General features: G+C 48.9%; 21 protein-coding genes and 1 other annotated feature. Of the genes, 20 read left to right on the top strand and 1 reads right to left on the bottom strand.

Annotated features, from left to right (window positions below; all coding sequences use genetic code 11):
• Positions 1-75 precede the first annotated feature (75 nt).
• The 15 genes from dnaX to rsmI all read left to right on the top strand — a co-directional run bounded on the left by dnaX (position 76) and on the right by rsmI (position 11543).
• Positions 76-1815: a DNA polymerase III subunit gamma/tau gene (gene dnaX / locus J2S00_RS16820; protein WP_307342518.1), complete on the top strand. Its 1740-nt coding sequence runs from the start codon at positions 76-78 to the stop codon at positions 1813-1815.
• 21 nt (positions 1816-1836) lie between these two features.
• Positions 1837-2148: a YbaB/EbfC family nucleoid-associated protein gene (locus tag J2S00_RS16825; RefSeq protein ID WP_307342521.1), complete on the top strand. Its 312-nt coding sequence runs from the start codon at positions 1837-1839 to the stop codon at positions 2146-2148.
• 33 nt (positions 2149-2181) lie between these two features.
• Positions 2182-2778, top strand: a complete 597-nt coding sequence (recR, locus tag J2S00_RS16830; RefSeq protein ID WP_307342524.1) for a recombination mediator RecR — start codon at positions 2182-2184, stop codon at positions 2776-2778.
• A 72-nt stretch (positions 2779-2850) separates the two neighbouring features.
• Complete coding sequence (locus J2S00_RS16835; RefSeq protein ID WP_307342527.1) at positions 2851-3072, top strand: hypothetical protein; 222 nt, start codon at positions 2851-2853, stop codon at positions 3070-3072.
• Between the two features lie 15 nt (positions 3073-3087).
• Complete coding sequence (locus tag J2S00_RS16840; protein ID WP_307342529.1) at positions 3088-3354, top strand: pro-sigmaK processing inhibitor BofA family protein; 267 nt, start codon at positions 3088-3090, stop codon at positions 3352-3354.
• Between the two features lie 71 nt (positions 3355-3425).
• Positions 3426-4574: a DUF2515 family protein gene (locus tag J2S00_RS16845; protein WP_307342531.1), complete on the top strand. Its 1149-nt coding sequence runs from the start codon at positions 3426-3428 to the stop codon at positions 4572-4574.
• 73 nt (positions 4575-4647) lie between these two features.
• Positions 4648-4824 (top strand): sigma factor G inhibitor Gin, encoded by a 177-nt coding sequence (locus J2S00_RS16850; RefSeq protein ID WP_307342534.1) that lies wholly within the window; start codon positions 4648-4650, stop codon positions 4822-4824.
• 104 nt (positions 4825-4928) lie between these two features.
• A complete protein-coding gene (locus J2S00_RS16855) occupies positions 4929-6386 on the top strand; it encodes an aminotransferase class I/II-fold pyridoxal phosphate-dependent enzyme (RefSeq protein WP_307342537.1) in 1458 nt (485 codons plus the stop codon).
• 69 nt (positions 6387-6455) lie between these two features.
• The gene (gene tmk, locus J2S00_RS16860; protein WP_307342540.1) at positions 6456-7112 is read left to right on the top strand and encodes a dTMP kinase; all 657 of its coding nucleotides are present in this window, start codon (positions 6456-6458) and stop codon (positions 7110-7112) included.
• A gap of 64 nt (positions 7113-7176) precedes the next feature.
• Positions 7177-7506: a cyclic di-AMP receptor DarA gene (gene darA / locus J2S00_RS16865; RefSeq protein ID WP_307342543.1), complete on the top strand. Its 330-nt coding sequence runs from the start codon at positions 7177-7179 to the stop codon at positions 7504-7506.
• Positions 7507-7533: 27 nt separating this feature from the next.
• Entirely contained in the window at positions 7534-8508 is a 975-nt protein-coding gene (gene holB / locus J2S00_RS16870; protein ID WP_307342546.1) for a DNA polymerase III subunit delta', read from the top strand.
• Positions 8509-8510: 2 nt separating this feature from the next.
• Complete coding sequence (locus tag J2S00_RS16875) at positions 8511-9359, top strand: PSP1 domain-containing protein (RefSeq protein WP_307342549.1); 849 nt, start codon at positions 8511-8513, stop codon at positions 9357-9359.
• A gap of 34 nt (positions 9360-9393) precedes the next feature.
• Positions 9394-9774, top strand: coding sequence for a DNA replication initiation control protein YabA (gene yabA, locus J2S00_RS16880; RefSeq protein WP_307342553.1), 381 nt, complete (start codon positions 9394-9396; stop codon positions 9772-9774).
• Between the two features lie 94 nt (positions 9775-9868).
• Positions 9869-10618, top strand: coding sequence for a tRNA1(Val) (adenine(37)-N6)-methyltransferase (locus J2S00_RS16885; RefSeq protein WP_307342556.1), 750 nt, complete (start codon positions 9869-9871; stop codon positions 10616-10618).
• A 16-nt stretch (positions 10619-10634) separates the two neighbouring features.
• Positions 10635-11543, top strand: a complete 909-nt coding sequence (rsmI, locus tag J2S00_RS16890) for a 16S rRNA (cytidine(1402)-2'-O)-methyltransferase (RefSeq protein ID WP_307342690.1) — start codon at positions 10635-10637, stop codon at positions 11541-11543.
• Positions 11544-11605: 62 nt separating this feature from the next.
• Here the strand turns inward: rsmI and abrB are convergent, their stop codons facing one another.
• Positions 11606-11899 (bottom strand): transition state genes transcriptional regulator AbrB, encoded by a 294-nt coding sequence (abrB, locus tag J2S00_RS16895; protein ID WP_307342558.1) that lies wholly within the window; start codon positions 11897-11899, stop codon positions 11606-11608.
• Positions 11900-12185: 286 nt separating this feature from the next.
• Positions 12186-12434 (top strand) — a binding site (T-box leader).
• Positions 12435-12532: 98 nt separating this feature from the next.
• Between abrB and metG the strand changes: the two genes are divergently transcribed.
• From metG to yabG, 5 genes are all read left to right on the top strand, one after another.
• On the top strand, positions 12533-14527 hold the full coding sequence (gene metG / locus J2S00_RS16900; protein WP_307342561.1) for a methionine--tRNA ligase: 1995 nt from the start codon (positions 12533-12535) through the stop codon (positions 14525-14527).
• Between the two features lie 72 nt (positions 14528-14599).
• Positions 14600-15397 carry a TatD family hydrolase gene (locus J2S00_RS16905; protein ID WP_307342564.1) on the top strand — a complete coding sequence of 266 codons (798 nt, stop codon included), beginning with the start codon at positions 14600-14602 and terminating at the stop codon, positions 15395-15397.
• Positions 15394-15951 carry a ribonuclease M5 gene (gene rnmV, locus J2S00_RS16910; protein WP_307342567.1) on the top strand — a complete coding sequence of 186 codons (558 nt, stop codon included), beginning with the start codon at positions 15394-15396 and terminating at the stop codon, positions 15949-15951. The genes J2S00_RS16905 and rnmV overlap by 4 nt, the downstream gene beginning before the upstream one ends.
• 29 nt (positions 15952-15980) lie before the next feature.
• Positions 15981-16820 (top strand): 16S rRNA (adenine(1518)-N(6)/adenine(1519)-N(6))-dimethyltransferase RsmA, encoded by an 840-nt coding sequence (gene rsmA, locus J2S00_RS16915; protein WP_307342693.1) that lies wholly within the window; start codon positions 15981-15983, stop codon positions 16818-16820.
• Between the two features lie 69 nt (positions 16821-16889).
• Positions 16890-17714 carry a sporulation peptidase YabG gene (gene yabG / locus J2S00_RS16920; RefSeq protein ID WP_307342570.1) on the top strand — a complete coding sequence of 275 codons (825 nt, stop codon included), beginning with the start codon at positions 16890-16892 and terminating at the stop codon, positions 17712-17714.
• The last annotated feature ends 80 nt before the right edge of the window (positions 17715-17794 follow it).

Consider the following 17794-nt stretch of genomic DNA (forward strand, 5'->3'; position numbering starts at 1 on the left):
TTTTTTGCATTTCTGTCCACGGTATAATAATAAGATAGTATAAAGAACAAGAGGTTTGAAACGGAGAGGTTCATCATGACGTACCAAGCGTTGTACCGAGTCTGGCGGCCCCAAACATTTGACGATGTGGTCGGACAAGCCCATATTATCCAAACGCTTAAAAACGCGCTTTCAAATCAGACGTATACGCACGCTTACCTGTTTACAGGTCCCCGAGGGACTGGGAAAACAAGTACAGCCAAGATTATGGCTAAAGCGGTCAACTGTGAACAGGCCCCTACGGATAATCCTTGTAATCAGTGTGCCGCTTGTCGCGGTATTACCCAGGGAACGGTCGTCGATGTGGTTGAAATCGATGCTGCATCCAACAATGGAGTGGATGAGATCAGGGACCTGCGAGATAAGGTGAAATATGCCCCTACTGAAGTCCGGTTAAAAGTGTATATCATAGATGAAGTGCATATGTTAAGCCAAGGGGCTTTTAACGCTTTGCTGAAAACCCTTGAAGAACCTCCTGCTCATGTCATGTTTATTTTGGCCACCACTGAACCGCATAAGATTCCGCTCACGATCATGTCCCGCTGTCAGCGTTTTGACTTTAAGCGCATCTCCCAGAAAGAAATGTTGGAACGTCTGCACATCATTTGTGCCGAAGAAGGCTTCCAGGTAGAGCAGGAAGCACTGGAGCTCTTAACCCAGGTGGCAGAAGGAGGTATGCGCGATTGCTTAAGCTTGCTTGATCAGGCTGTTTCTTTTGCTGATGGCGAGGTGACGGTCGCCGATGTGGAGACCATTACCGGCTCAGTGGCTCAGGAAGCTTTAATGGACTTGGCTGATTGCCTCATGCGACAGGAAACGGAGGAGGCGATCAAACGCTTGGGTCTCTTGCTTGATGAGGGGAAAGAACCGACCCGTATTGTAGAGGATTTGATCTATTTTTATCGTGACGTACTCTTGTACCGGCAGGCACCCGGGCTGGCTGAGGGTTTTCAGCGTTTACGGCTGACGGAACGGTTGAAGGAACAGATCCAAGCCTATCGGGATGAACACCTTTTTCAAGCTATTGAACGGCTCAGTCGGGCCCAGCAGGACATGAAATGGACACACCATCCGCGGATATTCTTGGAAGTGGCCTTGATCCAGTTGACCCATCACCTGGATGAATCTCTGCCGGAGCCAGCTGCTGGTGCCCACTCCCCTAGAGCGAGCGAAGAAATTGAGCAACTCAAGATGAGAGTGGATACCCTGGAGAAGGCCCTGAAGCGTTTGGGTCAGCAGGGGGGAGTGACGGCTGTAGGAAGACAAGAGGAGAGTGTGTCCAGGGCGGGCAGCAGAAGCCCCTCCTCGAGCGGTTCGTCTTTGCCCCTGGCCAAGCTGAAAGAGGTACTGAAAACAGCCAGCAAACCCATGCTGAAACAGTTGCTGGAGAAGTGGCCGGCCATTTTGGAAGAGGTTAAGCAGAAGCAAATTATGGTCCATGCCTGGCTGCGGGATGGTGAACCGGTGGCCTCTGGCCCTAGCTTTTTCTTACTAGCCTTCAAGAGTTCCATTCACCGGGAGACAACGGAAAAAGAAAGTCACCGCCAGCTGATTGAACAGGTTGTTCAGCAGTACTTGCAAACAGAGGCGCAAATGGTCACAATCATGTATAATGAATGGGAAGATCTTAAGCAGCAATTTATAGCAGAACATAAGGAGAAGAAGGCAGAAGGCCGGGAGGAAGAGAAACAAGATCCGTTTTACAGAGAAGCGGTCCGTCTGGTGGGTGAAGAACTGGTTGAAGTGGTTGATGGCCACCCCGGTAAGAATGAATAATCACAGAGGAGGTTTATGTCTATGAGAAATATGCAAAACATGATGAAGCAAATGCAAAAAATGCAGAAACAGATGCAAAAGGTACAGGAGGAATTAAAAGAAAAAACCGTTGAAGGAACCGCTGGCGGCGGCATGGTGACTATTACCTTAAATGGGCATAAGGAGCTGGTTGATGTCAGCATTCAACCTGAGGCGGTTGATCCGGACGATGTGGAAATGTTGGAGGACCTAATTCTGGCTGCCATGAATGATGCTATGAAGAAAGTGGATGAACTTGTGCAAAAAGATATGGGCAAGTTGACCGGCGGCTTGAATATCCCAGGCTTGTTTTAAACATTGGACAGACAGCATGAAGGGGGAACCTATGTGCATTACCCGGAACCCATTGCCAAATTGATTGAAGGGTTTATGAAATTGCCAGGCATCGGCCCTAAAACGGCCAGCCGTCTGGCTTTTTTTGTGTTAAGCATGAAAGAAGATGATGTGCTTGATTTGGCCAAAGCACTGGTCAATGCCAAGCGGGGGTTAACCTACTGTTCCATATGCCATAATATTACCGATCACAATCCCTGCCGGATGTGTCAGGATAAAGCGAGGGACCGTTCAGTGATCTGCGTGGTGCAGGATCCCAAGGATGTGATCGCCATGGAACGGACTAAGGAATATGATGGATTATACCATGTACTGCACGGGGCCATTTCTCCCATCGATGGTGTTGGGCCGGAAGATTTGACGATTCCGGATTTAATTAAACGCCTTGAAGATGAACAGATTGAAGAAATTATTTTAGCCACCAACCCGACAATCGAAGGGGAAGCGACAGCCATGTATATTTCCCGGTTGGTCAAGCCCATCGGACTTAGAGTGACACGGATTGCCCATGGTTTGCCTGTTGGGGGTGATTTGGAATACGCCGATGAGGTGACCCTGTCCAAAGCGCTGGAAGGCCGCCGGGAATTGTAGGGACATATCCCGGTAAGAAACAGTGCTGAACAGCCTCCCTTCTGCATAGGCTTGTATTAAGGGGGGATGTACATGCCTATGTTTCGGCGTCCGGTGCTGCGTAATGAGCAATACCGCTTAATGACGGCCATTGAGAAAGCGAGGGAAAGGATGACCCAACTTCACAAACGGCGTCTCTTAATGCCGGATGGGTCCACGGGTCAGGTTCCAATTTTGCTGGCCGAACTGCGCTACCGTTATCTGCTCTATCAAGCTCGGAAAAAGGGCTGGTCCAATATGTGGTACTTGGACTAAGAGGAGGGTAAAGGAATGGATGCCATCGGAATCAGTATGATCCTTGTCGTTTTTTTGGCCGTCATGTCCATCATGTTCCGTATGCGCGGCAGGGTGTGGCATTGGCTGGGCAGGGGGCTGGTGCAGTTGGTTATAGGTGTTTTTTTACTATTCGTCTTTAATCTGTTTGGCAGTTATGTTGATGTGTATGTACCTTATAACCTGATTACCATGGGCATTGCTGCCGTCCTGGGCATACCCGGTGTCTTGGCTCTGTTTGGAATCCAGTTGTTCATTATGTAAAGGGACTGATGTATATTTTGCCTTCCGGAAGGCAGTCTAATATGAAAACAGCGGAACAAGAGGGATGAGTGATGAGAACGTGGTGGTATGGCTGGAGAGAAGAAATCAAACACTGGATCCCTTTTCCACACCGGACGAGGGAAAGAGAGCTGGAACAAAGACTGGAGCTGCTCTTGTCAGCTCCGCCTGCCCTCCCTCGTCTGAACCCTGAAGAACAGTCAATGATTGGCTGGATAACTGAGCAAGTACAGCGGTCTAACCGGAACAATGTGACCCGTACACAGGCTTACCTTAACCTATATGAGGAGCACCCTGAACTGCATTGGGCTTACTTGGCTCATATGGTTTCCCGCAATGGGGGCTGGAAGATGACAGATTTAAAAGGAGATTTTTTTGCTCCTTTATTTTCCCTTAGAGAGGCCCGGAACTTTTTCCTGTTTTTGGAGCGCAGCAACTGGCTAATATTTCAGGATGCCTATCCTCAATTGCTGGTCTATCATGTAAGCAAGAAAACGAATACCCCTTTGTTTCATTTGTTGCCTCATTTCAGCGTCTCGGTCTTTATGCAGGCAATGTGGCCCTGGTTTTGGGAAAACAGGAACAGCCAACTCTTAACCCATGCCCTGATCGTTAACGAGCAACACTATATTGAGCCGCGCATTGTCACTCATCCCTATTTCCGGGAAAAGGTCTTTCAGTCCATCAAATACCAGGCCCAGGCTTTGTTTCACCTGAATCACATTCTATTTCCGTACACAAGAGAAGACGAGCACCCGGGCCTGGCAGGCACCATTGTGCAAGACTTTCTGGATGTACATGACCGCATTGCAGTAGGCCAACATTTATACGCCATCCTGTTCCAAACTCCTGGTATCCATGCTCACATTTGGGCTTGGGTTTCTCAAACACCTCACACAGGATCACGGGCCGATTATTGGCCTCATCTGTTTACACCCCAGCGTCCACAAAACAAGCTGACCGGGGAGAAACAGAAAGAAGCACAAGTGCATGCTCATGCCTCTTTCGTTTACAGCCCTCACTTAGTTCAAGCTTGGCCGGATTATAAGGAGCATCCTGCGCCGGGTGATGAGGATTGGTGTACAAGCACAGAGGCACTGCACCCTCTGTTTCGGGAAGTAAGTCCCGAGCCGTATGACATTGCTGATGAATATGTGTTTATGCTCAACAAACTGGAATTATTGAATAATTGGTTAAATTAGGTATACTGTCCGTTCCCTTTTCCCATACTGATAACATAGAGTAAAGTAGATGAGAGGAGAGGGGAACAGTAAGATGAACAAGCACATATGTGTCATTTGTGCCAATCCCAAAACAGAAGGCATCACAATCTGGCATCATTTTATTTGTCGCCAATGTGAGGCAGAGATTGTGTCCTGTGATGTGACTGATGAAAAATATCCGTTCTTTATCCGCCAGATGCGCAAGATTTGGATGAAAGAACATGCCTGAGCGTTAAGCTAAAAACAGGGACGTTAGCAGGTCTCTGTTTTTTAATGTGGAATAAAGTACAGAGATGATAACCACAACCATCAAGCTTAAAAGGAGAGCCCAGTATGACCAAGCTTAACCAAGCAGTATTGTTTCAGGCCTTGATGGAAAAAGTGAAAAAAGATGAGGCAAGATATCATGTTCCCGGACATAAGGGCGGACATGTTTTTCCTGCGGAAGGACGAGATGTTTACAATGCTGTTTTAAACATCGATTTAACAGAGTTGGAAGGGCTGGACAACCTGCATGATCCCCACGGAGTGATCAAACAGGCCCAAGAAATGGCCGCCCGCCAGTTTGGGTCTGATCTCACTTATTTCCTGGTGGGTGGCAGCACTGTGGGCAATCTGGCCATGATTTTAGGCTGTATTGATAAGGGAGATGTGGTGTTGGTTCAACGTAACAGCCATCAGTCTGTTTTCCACGGACTGAGTCTGGCCGAAGCCCAGTGTGTTCCCCTGCAGCCTGAAGTGTGTTCCCGTTTTCAGGTGGCACAAGGGATCAACCCCGACCATTTTGAGCATGTTTTACGCCGCTATCCCCAAGCGAAAGCCTGTATATTAACCTATCCCACCTATTATGGCTGGGCTGGAGCTGGCCAGTTTGAAACAATTGTGCGCATTGCCCGTCAACATGGGTTAATGATATTGGTGGATGAAGCCCATGGGGCCCATTTTGGGCAACATAAGGGTGTTCCTCCGTCTGCCTTAGCGCTTGGGGCAGATATCAGTGTCCAATCCACCCATAAGATGTTAGGCTCCATGACAATGACCTCCATGTTACATATCCGCCGCGGGCGCGTACCGGTTGAAGATGTGGAAGATTACTTGCATCGACTGCAATCCTCAAGCCCCTCTTACCCCCTGATGGCTTCCCTCGATCTGGCTCGTATGTTTTTAAGCCGGATGACCCATAGCGATTGGGAAAAAGCACTGGCCGCTGTGCAGCACTTGCGTGAGGAGATTGGCGCATCGGGCAGTTATAAGGTCAGTGAGGGATCTCCCAAGGAGCGGGACCCGTTTAAGCTGGTTTTACAACCCACGTTTTCCATGAACGGTTACGAGCTCCAACAAGCCCTCCGGCAGCATGGGATAGAGGTTGAACTGGCCGATCCTTGTAACGTTTGTTTAACGATGTCTTTGGTTCCCAATCCCGAGTGGGATGACCGCCTGCTTAAAGCGTTATCCGCTATTTCTGCCGCCTATGGTCACCGGGAAGGTCATGCAGGCACGGACAGTGGCAAAGCAAACATGTGGCCCCAGGTTCAACCTGTTCCGGTGGCCATGAAAGTATACCGGGCCAAGGAAAAGGAACAGGTGCCTTTGTCACAGGCGATCGGACGGCAGGCGGCAGAGATGATTACCCCTTATCCTCCCGGAATTCCGCTCTTAATTCCTGGGGAAACCATTAGCCAAGGGCATATCTCCGCCATTTCCGAACTGCAGCAGGCAGGGGTTTATTTCCCGGGCAAACAAGGGGCGGGGAGGCTGCAAGTTTCAGTGGTTAAAAAGAGTGCAATTTAAGACTATACAATCGCTCAGTTTCTGATTATGATAGTATCAAACCCTTTAATGGAGAAAGGAACATGATCTGTGGCAGGCTTATTTATCACCTTTGAAGGACCGGATGGTGCAGGAAAAACAACACAGTTAAAACTGCTGGCTGAAGCATTAAAAGCAAGCGGCTACGATTGTATAGTGACCCGGGAACCGGGAGGGACAGTGATCAGTGACCGCATTCGTGCTATTATCCTAGATCCAGAGCATCAATCCATGCACGCCCCCACGGAAGTGCTGCTGTATGCCGCTTCACGGGCCCAACATGTACTGGAGAAAATTAACCCTGCACTGGAACAAGGCAAAATCGTGCTCTGTGACCGCTTTGTGGATGCCAGCATTGCCTATCAGGGGTATGGTCTGGAGATTGGAGAAGCGCAAGTGAGAGCCATTAACCAATTTGCCACACAGGGTTTGCTGCCTCATAAAACCTTCCTGTTAGATATTTCTGCTGAAGAAGGACGCCGCCGGCTCGTTGAACGGAAGCAAGCTGAGTTTAAACAGGGACTGGACCGGATTGAACAAAAAGATTTGGCTTATCATGAACGTGTCCGCCAGGGATTTCTCCAGCTGGCCGAACAAGAAGCGCGCATCAGTCTCATCGATGCCAGTCAGCCGGTCGAGGTGATCCATCAGCAGATATTACGGGAGGTCAGGGCATTGCTCCATGTCAAGGAGGAAAATGATCGTTAGAACGAAAGGTTTCTGACTTCATGGATATCCAGGTATGGCCGAGATTGTAAGGAGGTTGAGCACAATGAAATTGATCATTGCCGTTGTTCAGGACAAGGACTCTAATCGCTTGTCCCATGCGCTGGTTAAAGCCGACTTTCGCGCCACCAAGCTAGCCAGCACGGGAGGGTTTCTCAAGGCGGGGAACACCACGTTTTTAATCGGAGTGGAAGATGAAAAAGTAAGTGGGGTTCTGGAGATCATTAAAAGTAATTGTAAAGCCCGGGAACAGCTGGTCGCCCCTGTTTCACCGATGGGAGGCAATGCGGACTCCTATGTGCCCTACCCTGTGGAGATACAGGTGGGGGGTGCCACTGTTTTTGTTGTCCCCGTTGAACAATTTGAGCAGTTTTAAGTTGAACAGTTGTAAGGTGTGATCAGAGTGGAGACAATCATTGACCTGCAACCTAGAATTCGCCGTTTTATTGAAACAGTGCTTGCTAAAAACCGCTTGGCCCATGCCTATTTGTTTATCGGCCAAAAAGGGTCGGGCAAACGGCAGCTGGCGACAAAGTTTGCCCAGCGCCTGCTGTGTAGTGAAAGAGATCATCCCCCGTGCGGCCGCTGTTCAGCTTGCCTGCGTATCGCCCATCACAACCACCCGGATGTACGCTGGATTCAACCTGAAGGTCAATCCATCAAAATTGACCAAGTGCGTGAGATGCAAAAAACATTTACCTACCGACGGGCGGAGACAGAGTGGCGGGTACTGATTATAGACCGTGCTGATACCCTGACCCCTCAGGCGGCCAACAGTTTGCTCAAGTTTATGGAAGAACCCCAGCCGGGTACCATCATCTTACTCTTGGCAGAAGACCGGGAATTGATACTGCCCACCATTCGTTCACGCTGTCAAGAACTTATTTTCCAACCCCCTACACCGGAGCAGCTAAAACAGGTGCTGACCCAGCAAGTTGGAGAAGCACAGGCCACGCTAGTTTCCCATTTAACAGCAGATTTGGAAGAAGCTACATCCCTTTGCCAATTAGAGTGGTTTGCAGAGTTAAAACGAGTAGTGCTACAATTAATAGAAGATTGTGTGCGGGGACGGCCCCGTGCCATGTACCATATTCAAGACACCTGGCTTAAAGTGGCCAAAGAAAAAGAACAAACGGATATAGGCCTTGATTTGATGTTGTTTTGGTATCGCGATTTATTATATATAAAGCTGGATATGGAAGAAAAAATCGTCTATATCGATCAGCGCGAGCGCTTGCGCGAACAAGGACTAAGCCTATCCCGAGTGAAGATAGCGACGGCCATGGAACACATTTTGGAAGCCAAACGCCGGCTTAAGGCCCATGTGCATCCACAGTTGCTATTGGAACAGTTAGTGCTTCGTCTTCAGGAGGGGTAAAGATGTACAAGGTGGTAGGGGTTCGCTTTAAAAAGGCTGGAAAAATATACTATTTTGATCCGGGAGATCTTGACATTAAGAAGGATCAATTTGTCATTGTGGAAACGTCCCGCGGGATTGAGTACGGCAAAGTGGTCACTTCCATTAAAGAAGTGGGAGAAGAAGACGTTGTTTTACCCTTGAAAAAGGTGATCCGCGTGGCAACAGCCGAGGATAAGCTGCAAGTGGATAAAAATAAAGCGGCCGCTGAAGAAGCATATGATATTTGTTTAGAGAAGATCGCCGAGCATGGGTTGGAGATGAAGCTGGTCGATGTGGAATATACATTTGACCGCAACAAGGTGATCTTTTATTTTACAGCAGATGGGCGGGTCGACTTCCGCGAACTGGTGAAAGATTTGGCGGCCATCTTCAGAACACGCATTGAATTGAGGCAAATCGGGGTCAGGGACGAAGCCAAAATGCTTGGCGGCATAGGCCCTTGCGGACGCATTTTATGCTGCTCCTCTTTTCTGGGGGATTTTGAACCCGTCTCCATTAAAATGGCCAAAGAACAAAATTTGTCTCTTAATCCTGCTAAAATATCCGGATTGTGCGGACGGTTGATGTGCTGTTTGAAATATGAGAACGACCAGTATGAGTCGGCCATTAAAGAACTTCCGGATATTGGGGAGGAAGCGTTCACCCCCCTTGGAGCTGGCCGTGTTGTAGGTTTAAATATCCTGGAAAAACTCATTCAGGTCGAACTAAAGGAAACGGAGCGCGTGGTTGAATTTGCCCTAGATGAGCTCATTGACCATCAGTCTCAACAGAAGGCGCTCCCTTCCCAGGCAGAAGGTGCGCCAAGCTAGGCCCAGTATAGTATGATCTGAGCAGGAAGGGCTGATGGGGGTGGAGGATGTGGATCAGCATAAACAGAAGTTGTTTGAGCATGTCTCTCAACTTGAACAACAGTTGGGCAAGATGGTAGAGGAGCTGGAAGCAGTCAAGGCTCATATTGCCCACCTTGTCGAAGAGAATCATGGTCTGATCGTGGAAAACGAGAAGCTTCGCCAGCGGTTGGAGCATAAGCTGGCTGAGGAGGCTCATACTTCCTACCCGGAACAAGACAAACAGGGAACGAAAAAGAGAAAGCCGGTTGGGGAGGGGTACGATAATTTGGCCAGGTTATACCAGGAAGGATTTCATATTTGCAATTTGCAATTTGGCACCCTGCGTAAAGAAGGGGATGATTGCATGTTTTGTTTATCCTTCCTCAAGAAGTAGGAGAGTCTGAGGAGCAGACTCTTTTTTTGAGAGCATGTGCAACCCATAATCTGGGAAACAATGAGCCCGAGACAGTGAAAAGGAACGAGGCCTAATGGTTCATTTAGCAGACGACGAGCGCTTGGATTTCTTACCACTGAATCATTTAAAAATCATCCAAAGCCAAACTGTATTTTCGTTTTCTATGGATGCCGTTTTGTTGGCCCAATTTGCCTATCTGCCGCTCAAAAAAGGAAAAGTGATGGATCTGTGTACAGGAAACGGAGCTGTGGCTCTGATGTTAAGCACGCGGACCCAAGCGGCCATTGAAGGTATTGAAATTCAGGAACGCCTGTATGATATGGCCGTGCGCAGTGTCCGCTTAAACCACAAAGAGAAGCAAATCACCATCCATCACCAGGATTTAAGAGAGGCACAGGCCCGCTTTGAGCTGGGCAGCTACGATGTGGTCACCTGCAATCCCCCTTATCTTCCTGCCCACACCGGTCAGACAAACGTCAACGAACATTACGCCATCGCCAGACATGAACTATACTGTACCCTGGAAGATATTTTGTCTGTATCGGCCGCTTTGTTAAAGCCCAAAGGGCGCTTGGCCCTTGTGCACCGTCCCAGCCGCTTGGCGGATATCTTAACTTTACTGCGGCGCTACCGTTTGGAGCCGAAACGCATGTGCCTGGTGCATCCCAAGGCGGACAAACCGGCCAACATGGTATTGGTGGAAGGGATGAAAGACGGGCAGCCCGACTTGCGCTTGCTTCCACCTTTAATCGCTTATACGGCTGACAATGAATATACTCCCCAAATGAAAAGGATCTATTTTGGTGAGGAGACATTGCTTTGAAAGGACGTATGCCATGATGTGGTCCCAACTCAGCTACGAAGACCAGGACAAGGGAGTATTATATCTGGTACCGACTCCCATCGGTAACTTGGAAGACATCACCTTGCGGGCTTTGGAAACCCTGAAAACCGTAGATTACATTGCTTGTGAAGATACGCGCCGGACGCGTAAGCTGCTCCAGCATTTTCAGATTGAGCAGACACTGACCCCTTATCATGAACATAACAAACATCACAAAGCCCCCCGCCTCCTAGAAGATTTAAAGCAAGGCAAACGCATTGCCCTGGTTACTGACGCCGGGATGCCGGCTATTTCAGACCCCGGACAGGATCTTGTGCAACAAGCCGTGGAGGAACAGATCCCGGTGGTCAGCCTGCCTGGCGCCACTGCCGGTCTTACTGGCCTGGTCGCCTCAGGTTTGTCCACCCGCCGTTTTTTGTTCTACGGTTTTTTGGACCGTAAGTCCAAAGTGCGCCGGGAACAGTTAACCGCGCTTTCTGCTCTGCCCTACACACTCATCTTCTATGAAGCTCCCCATCGGCTGCAAGAGACTTTGGGAGATATGGTGGAAATGTTGGGTGACCGCCAAGCTGTGTTGGTCCGGGAGCTCTCCAAACGCTTCGAAGAATATGTCCGGGGAACTCTCGGCGAACTGTGCCACTGGGCACAAGAGAAAGAGGTGCGGGGAGAATTCACGCTCATCGTAGACAAGGCGAAGGAGGAACAGCTGCAAGCTATTGATGTCCAAGAAGCTGCCCCATGGTGGGAAAACAAAACCGTCACGGAGCATGTAGAGCACTATATTGACCAAGGATTTACTCCTAAGGCGGCTATTAAGCAAACAGCCAAAGAACGGGATCTTCCCAAGCGGGAGGTTTATCAGCTTTATCATGGTTTGGGGCCGTCTCTTGAAAGAGGGGAATAAAAAGCAAAAAAACCATGTTGACGTGTGATGCCACGCTAACATGGTTTTTTAGTATCTGCCGCTTATTTTGTTTCCTGTTTTTTCAGATATTCTTCAAATACGGGCAACAGCTGGCGTACTGCCTCAGGACTTAGAACCATTTTGCCATCATTGAGCACCAGGTTGTCTTCACTGATTTGTCCGGTAACCATACAGGCCATGCGAGGTTCATACTTTCTAAGGATAATTTTTTCCCCATCTACATAAATTTCAAGGGCATCTTTTTCGGCGATGCCTAATGTGCGGCGAAGTTCAATCGGAATCACTACCCTCCCCAGCTCGTCCACTTTGCGGACAATGCCTGTGCTTTTTAACATACTCTAATCCCCTCTCCTCATTTTAGAAATTTTTAAAAAAAACCATAAGCAATGTCAACTATCCTGAATGTCTTAGCCACATAATACCAATATTAGAGGAACAAGTCAATCACTTTTTTTACAAAAAAAGAGGTTTTTCAACAAAAAATACGATTATTCGACAATTATTCCGGTGATGTAAGCGCTTTATGTTTGCCTGCTTGACAAAAATGAGCATGTTAGGTATATTCTAGGCAAAACAAGGAAACGACATAGCAGACTGGTATTATTTTGCAAGTGAATCATGTTGGTCTCAATGAACAGATGAGTACATGCCAGCCATTTATCACAGAGAGCCGGGGGAGCTGAAAACCGGTATAAATGGGGCATGGAAGATGGTCTGGGAGAGCTAATATCCGAGGGTTGAGTGTTGTGGATGAAGTCCTGAGGGTGTTACGTTGCCCCGCGTTAAGGGGACAGTCCTAGACTGGCTGAGCCTGCTTTTGCGAGAAAGCAGGGAAAAAGGGTGGTACCGCGGGTGACTCCCGTCCCTTTGGGGATGGGGGTTTTTTATTTGTCGATAGTTGGACTCCATTAATTGCTGGTTGGACGAGCAGGTTTTAAAGTACGAGCTGGAACAAGGAGGTCTTTACTGTGAGTAAGCAAAACAAGACTTTTTATTTGACAACCCCTATTTATTATCCATCTGACAAGTTGCATATCGGCCATGCCTATACCACGGTGGCAGCCGATGCCTTAGCCCGGTACAAGCGGCTGAGGGGATATGATGTCATGTATCTGACCGGGACTGATGAGCACGGGCAAAAGATTGAGCGCAAAGCACGGGAGAAAGGTGTTTCGCCCCAAGCCTTTGTTGACGAGATTGTGGCAGGGATTAAGGATTTGTGGCAACAGCTGGACATTTCTTATGACGATTTTATCCGTACAACCGAAGAGCGGCACAAGCGTGTCGTACAGAAGATTTTTCAGCGCCTCGTGGATCAGGGAGATATTTATTTGGATGAGTATGAGGGACTGTATTGTACGCCCTGCGAGTCCTTCTGGACCGAACGGCAAGCGGAGGACGGACACTGTCCGGACTGCGGCCGGCCGGTGGAGCTGGTACGGGAGAAAAGCTACTTCTTCCGCATGAGTAAGTATGCGGACCGGCTGTTGAAGTATTACGAGGAAAATCCAGATTTTATCCAACCGGTTTCACGGAAGAACGAGATGATTAACAATTTTATCAAGCCGGGGTTGGAGGATTTGTGTGTCTCTCGTACTACTTTTGAGTGGGGCATTAAAGTCCCCAACGATCCTGAACATGTCATTTATGTGTGGATTGATGCATTAACCAACTATATTACGGCTCTTGGTTACGGGGCAGAGGATGAGGCACTTGGGCGCAAATTTGACAAATACTGGCCGGCCGATGTACACATTGTGGGCAAAGAGATTGTCCGCTTCCATACCATCTACTGGCCGATCATGCTGATGGCTTTGGATCTGCCGTTGCCTAAAAAGGTGTTTGGACATGGCTGGCTGCTGATGAAAGATGGCAAAATGTCCAAGTCAAAAGGCAATGTGGTCGATCCCGTTTCGCTGATTAAACGTTATGGTGTGGATCCATTGCGCTATTATTTGCTGCGGGAAGTGCCCTTCGGTTCAGACGGGGTGTTTACACCGGAAAGTTTTGTGGAGCGGATGAATCATGATCTGGCCAATGACTTGGGTAATCTGTTAAACCGTACCGTGGCCATGATTAACAAGTACTTTGACGGTGCCATTCCAGCTTATGTTGCAGGAGCAACGCCCTATGATCAGTCGTTGGCAGAGAAGGCTAAGGAAACAGTGGCCAAAGTGGAAGAAGCGATGGACAATATGGAATTTTCCGTAGCTCTGTCGGCCATTTGGCAACTGATTGGCCGCACCAACAAGTATATCGATGAAACAGAGCCGTGGGTGTTAGCCAAGGATGAAACCAAAAAAGGGCAGCTTGGCTCTGTTCTGTATCATTTGGCTGAAGCGCTGCGTCACATCTCTATTTTGATCCAGCCGTTTATGACGCGCACACCAGCCATGATTTGGAAGCAATTGGGTATCCAAGAGGGAGAGTTGACCACTTGGGATAGCCTGAATCAGTTCGGCTTGTTACCCTCAGGGATCAAAGTCCAGCCGGACAAGCCAATTTTCCCCCGCGTGGATGTCAAAGAAGAGGTTCATTATATCTTAAAAGAAATGGGAGCCTTAACGCAGGATGAACAGGCAAGAAGCGCCTCGGATAACGAACAGGACAAACAAGGGCGTCAACAGGAAGAAAAGACCCCGCAAATCACCATTGACGAATTTGCTAAAGTGGAGTTGCGCGTGGCGGAAGTGATTCAAGCCGAAAAAATTAAGAAAGCAGATAAACTGCTTAAACTGCAGTTGGATCTGGGGACAGAACAGCGACAGGTGGTTTCCGGCATCGCCCAGCATTACCAGCCGGAGGAGCTGATCGGCAAAAAAGTGGTGTGCGTCACCAATTTAAAACCGGTGACCTTACGTGGTGAGCGATCTGAAGGCATGATTCTGGCAGGAGAGGAAGGCGGCCAGCTGCAGTTGGTGACCATTGATCAAGACCTCCCCAACGGTGCCAAAGTGAAATAGACAGATATGAGAGGGTGTCTGCCACCCTCTTTTTCCTCTCTAGACCGAAGAAAGGCTCAAAGGAGGTTTAACATGCTTTTTGATACACATGCACACATTAATGATGCCCGGTTTGATCAGGACCGGAGTGAAGTGATTGAACGGGCTCGAAGAGAGGGTGTCTCTCTGATCGTCAATGTGGGTTACAACCATCAAACCATGACAGACACCATTCGTCTGGCTGAGACCTATGATTTTATTTATGCCGCTGTGGGCTGGCATCCCCATGATGCCAAAGACTGCGATGATGACGCTTTCAAGCGCATTGAACAATTGGCCAGTACCCATCCCAAAGTGGTCGCAGTCGGGGAAATGGGGTTGGATTACTACTGGGACAATTCACCCCGGGATGTCCAGGCCGAGGTATTCCGCCAACAGATTGACCTGGCCAAGCGGGTTAACAAACCGATCATTATCCATAACCGGGAAGCTGATGCAGACGTATTGGCCATTCTCAAAGAGGAGGGAGCTGCGGAAGTAGGCGGCATCATGCATTGTTTTGGCGGTGATAAGGAGCTGGCCCGCCAATGTTTGGAGCTTAATTTTTATATTTCATTTGGCGGCCCGCTTACTTTTAAAAATGCTGAATTACCCAAAGAAGTGGCGCAGTATGTCCCTCTGGACCGCTTGCTGATTGAAACAGACTGTCCTTACCTGGCGCCCCACCCCTTGCGCGGCAAACGCAATGAACCGGGCTATGTCCGCTATGTGGCTGAAAAGCTGGCCGAGCTGAGGGGGCTCAGTGTGGAGGAGATCAGCCGCGTCACCCTGGAGAATGGCAAACGCCTGTTTAGACTGAATGAGAACAAAAGAAATGAGTGTACGGAATGAGAATCAAAGAAGTGATTGTGGTAGAAGGACGCAATGATACGATAAAAATTCAGCAGGCCGTGGAGGCAGACACGATTGAGACCGGCGGCTCTGCCCTTAATGCAGAGGTGCTGGAACGCATCAGGCTGGCGCAAGAGCGGCGTGGCGTGATTATTTTGACCGACCCGGACTATCCGGGGGAAGCGATCCGCCAACAAATCTCCCAGGCTGTTCCCGGTTGCCGGCATGCGTTTATCCCCAGGGAGCAAGCCCTGGCCACCAGCGGCAAGTGCGGGGTGGAACATGCGCAAGTGGAGGTGATCCGCCAAGCCTTGAAGGAGGCTCGGAGAGTCAAGGAACGGGCAGAGAGCGAAGTCTCTTGGGAACAGCTGGTCTCCTCCGGTCTGGTGGGCGGAAACAGGGCAAAGGTAATGAGGGGAAAAATGGGTCAACAGTTAGGAATCGGCTATGGCAATGCCAAACAATTTTATAAGCGGCTGCATATGTTTGCCATCACCAGGGCTGAATTTGAGGCGGCTTTACAACAGGTACTGAAGGAGGTGCCCCCGGCTTGAAAGAGATTGCCAGTCCAGGAAGAACCAAAATGCTGCTGGAGAAGTACGGTTTTTCCTTTAAAAAAAGCTTGGGTCAAAACTTTTTGATTGACACGAACGTTCTCCGTACAGCGGTGAAAGCGGCTGAAGTGGATGAAACAACGGGTGTGATCGAGGTCGGTCCGGGGATCGGTGCTTTGACCGAGCAACTGGCCAAGCAGGCTGGCCGTATAGTGGCCTTTGAAATTGACCAGCGTCTCCTCCCCATTCTCCAGGAGTCTTTGCAACCTTATGATAATGTGCGTATTATCCACCAGGATGTATTGAAAGTTAACCTGAAGGAGGTTGTGGAGACCTACTTTGAAGGAATGGGCAAGATTAAGGTGGTGGCCAATCTGCCTTATTATGTTACGACGCCGATTTTGTTTCATTTTATTGAAAGCGGGCTCAGGTTTGAGCATATGGTGCTCATGGTACAGAGAGAAGTGGCTGACCGTCTTACCGCTAAGGCTGGGAGCAAAGATTACGGCTCCCTGACCGTGTGTGTACAATATTATGCTGAGCCACAGTTGATTAAGGTGGTGCCTAAAACCGTTTTTGTACCCAAGCCCAAAGTGGATTCAGCACTGGTTAAACTGACCTTAAGAACGGAACCGCCTGTGCAAGTTGCTGATGAAACCTTGTTTTTTAAAACCGTCAGAGCATGCTTTCATCAGCGGCGCAAAACGTTGCTCAACAATTTATTGCATCAGTTGATCGATAAGAAGCGCAAAACAGAGCTGTTAAAGGTGTTGGATGAATTGGGGATCGCTCCCACACGCCGGGGGGAAACATTGACCATTGATGAGTTTGCCCGCCTGGCCAACCGCTTGCAGACGCTGGTTGACTGAACAAAAAAACGGAGCGGTATAGGCACCCTCTTCTCCCCTGGGCATAAGATAGAGCAGGGAGGGGTAGGGATGACATTTCAAGTTGGTGATATTGTTGCGCGCAAATCATATGGAGCTGATGTTCACTTTCGGATCGTCTCCATTGATCATACAGGCACCATCGCTGAACTAAAAGGCATTGATATGCGTTTGTGGGCCGACGCCCCCCTGGACGATTTGGTTCACGTGGATGAAGAAGTTCGGGGTCGGGTCAGGGAACGGGAAGTAGAACAAACGTCCAGTTCCGTGAAAGAATTAAAAGAGAACAGAGAGATGGGGGATAGCCTGTTTAAGCTCCCTGGCCGTGTCCTGCACATTGACGGAGATGCGAATTATTTAAAAAAATGTCTTTCTTTATACCGGGCACTGGACATCCCCGTTTACGGCGTGCATATGGCTGAAGAGGAAATTCCGGATCGTATTTATACCCTTTTGACGTATGTCAAACCGGATGTACTGGTGATTACGGGGCACGATGCCTACCTGCGTTCACGGGGGGACAAACATGAGTTGAAGGCCTACCGCCATTCCCAGTATTTTAAACAAGCGGTTCAAGTGGCCAGGCAATTTGAGCGCAACCGGGATAATCTGATTATTTTCTCCGGTGCATGCCAATCCCATTTTGAAGCACTGATTGAGGCGGGAGCCAATTATGCGTCTTCTCCCGACCGGGTCAATATTCATTGCCTGGATCCCGTTTACATTGTGGAAAAGGCATGCTATACTCCGATCGACCGCATTATTGATTTAAGACATGTGTTACAGTATTCGGTGACCGGAAGCTCCGGGCTGGGTGGTATTGATACGCGGGGGACGTTTCGGCAGGGGTTGCCCAAAATTGCCTATGAAACCTGAATTGTCCGAGATCGGTCACTTAAACAGGTTATTTGAAATAAAATTGTTGTTGACAAAGGAATTGTCCAGTTGCTATAATT

The sequence above is a fragment of the Caldalkalibacillus uzonensis genome (assembly GCF_030814135.1).
GTDB classification, from domain to species: Bacteria; Bacillota; Bacilli; order Caldalkalibacillales; family Caldalkalibacillaceae; genus Caldalkalibacillus; species Caldalkalibacillus uzonensis.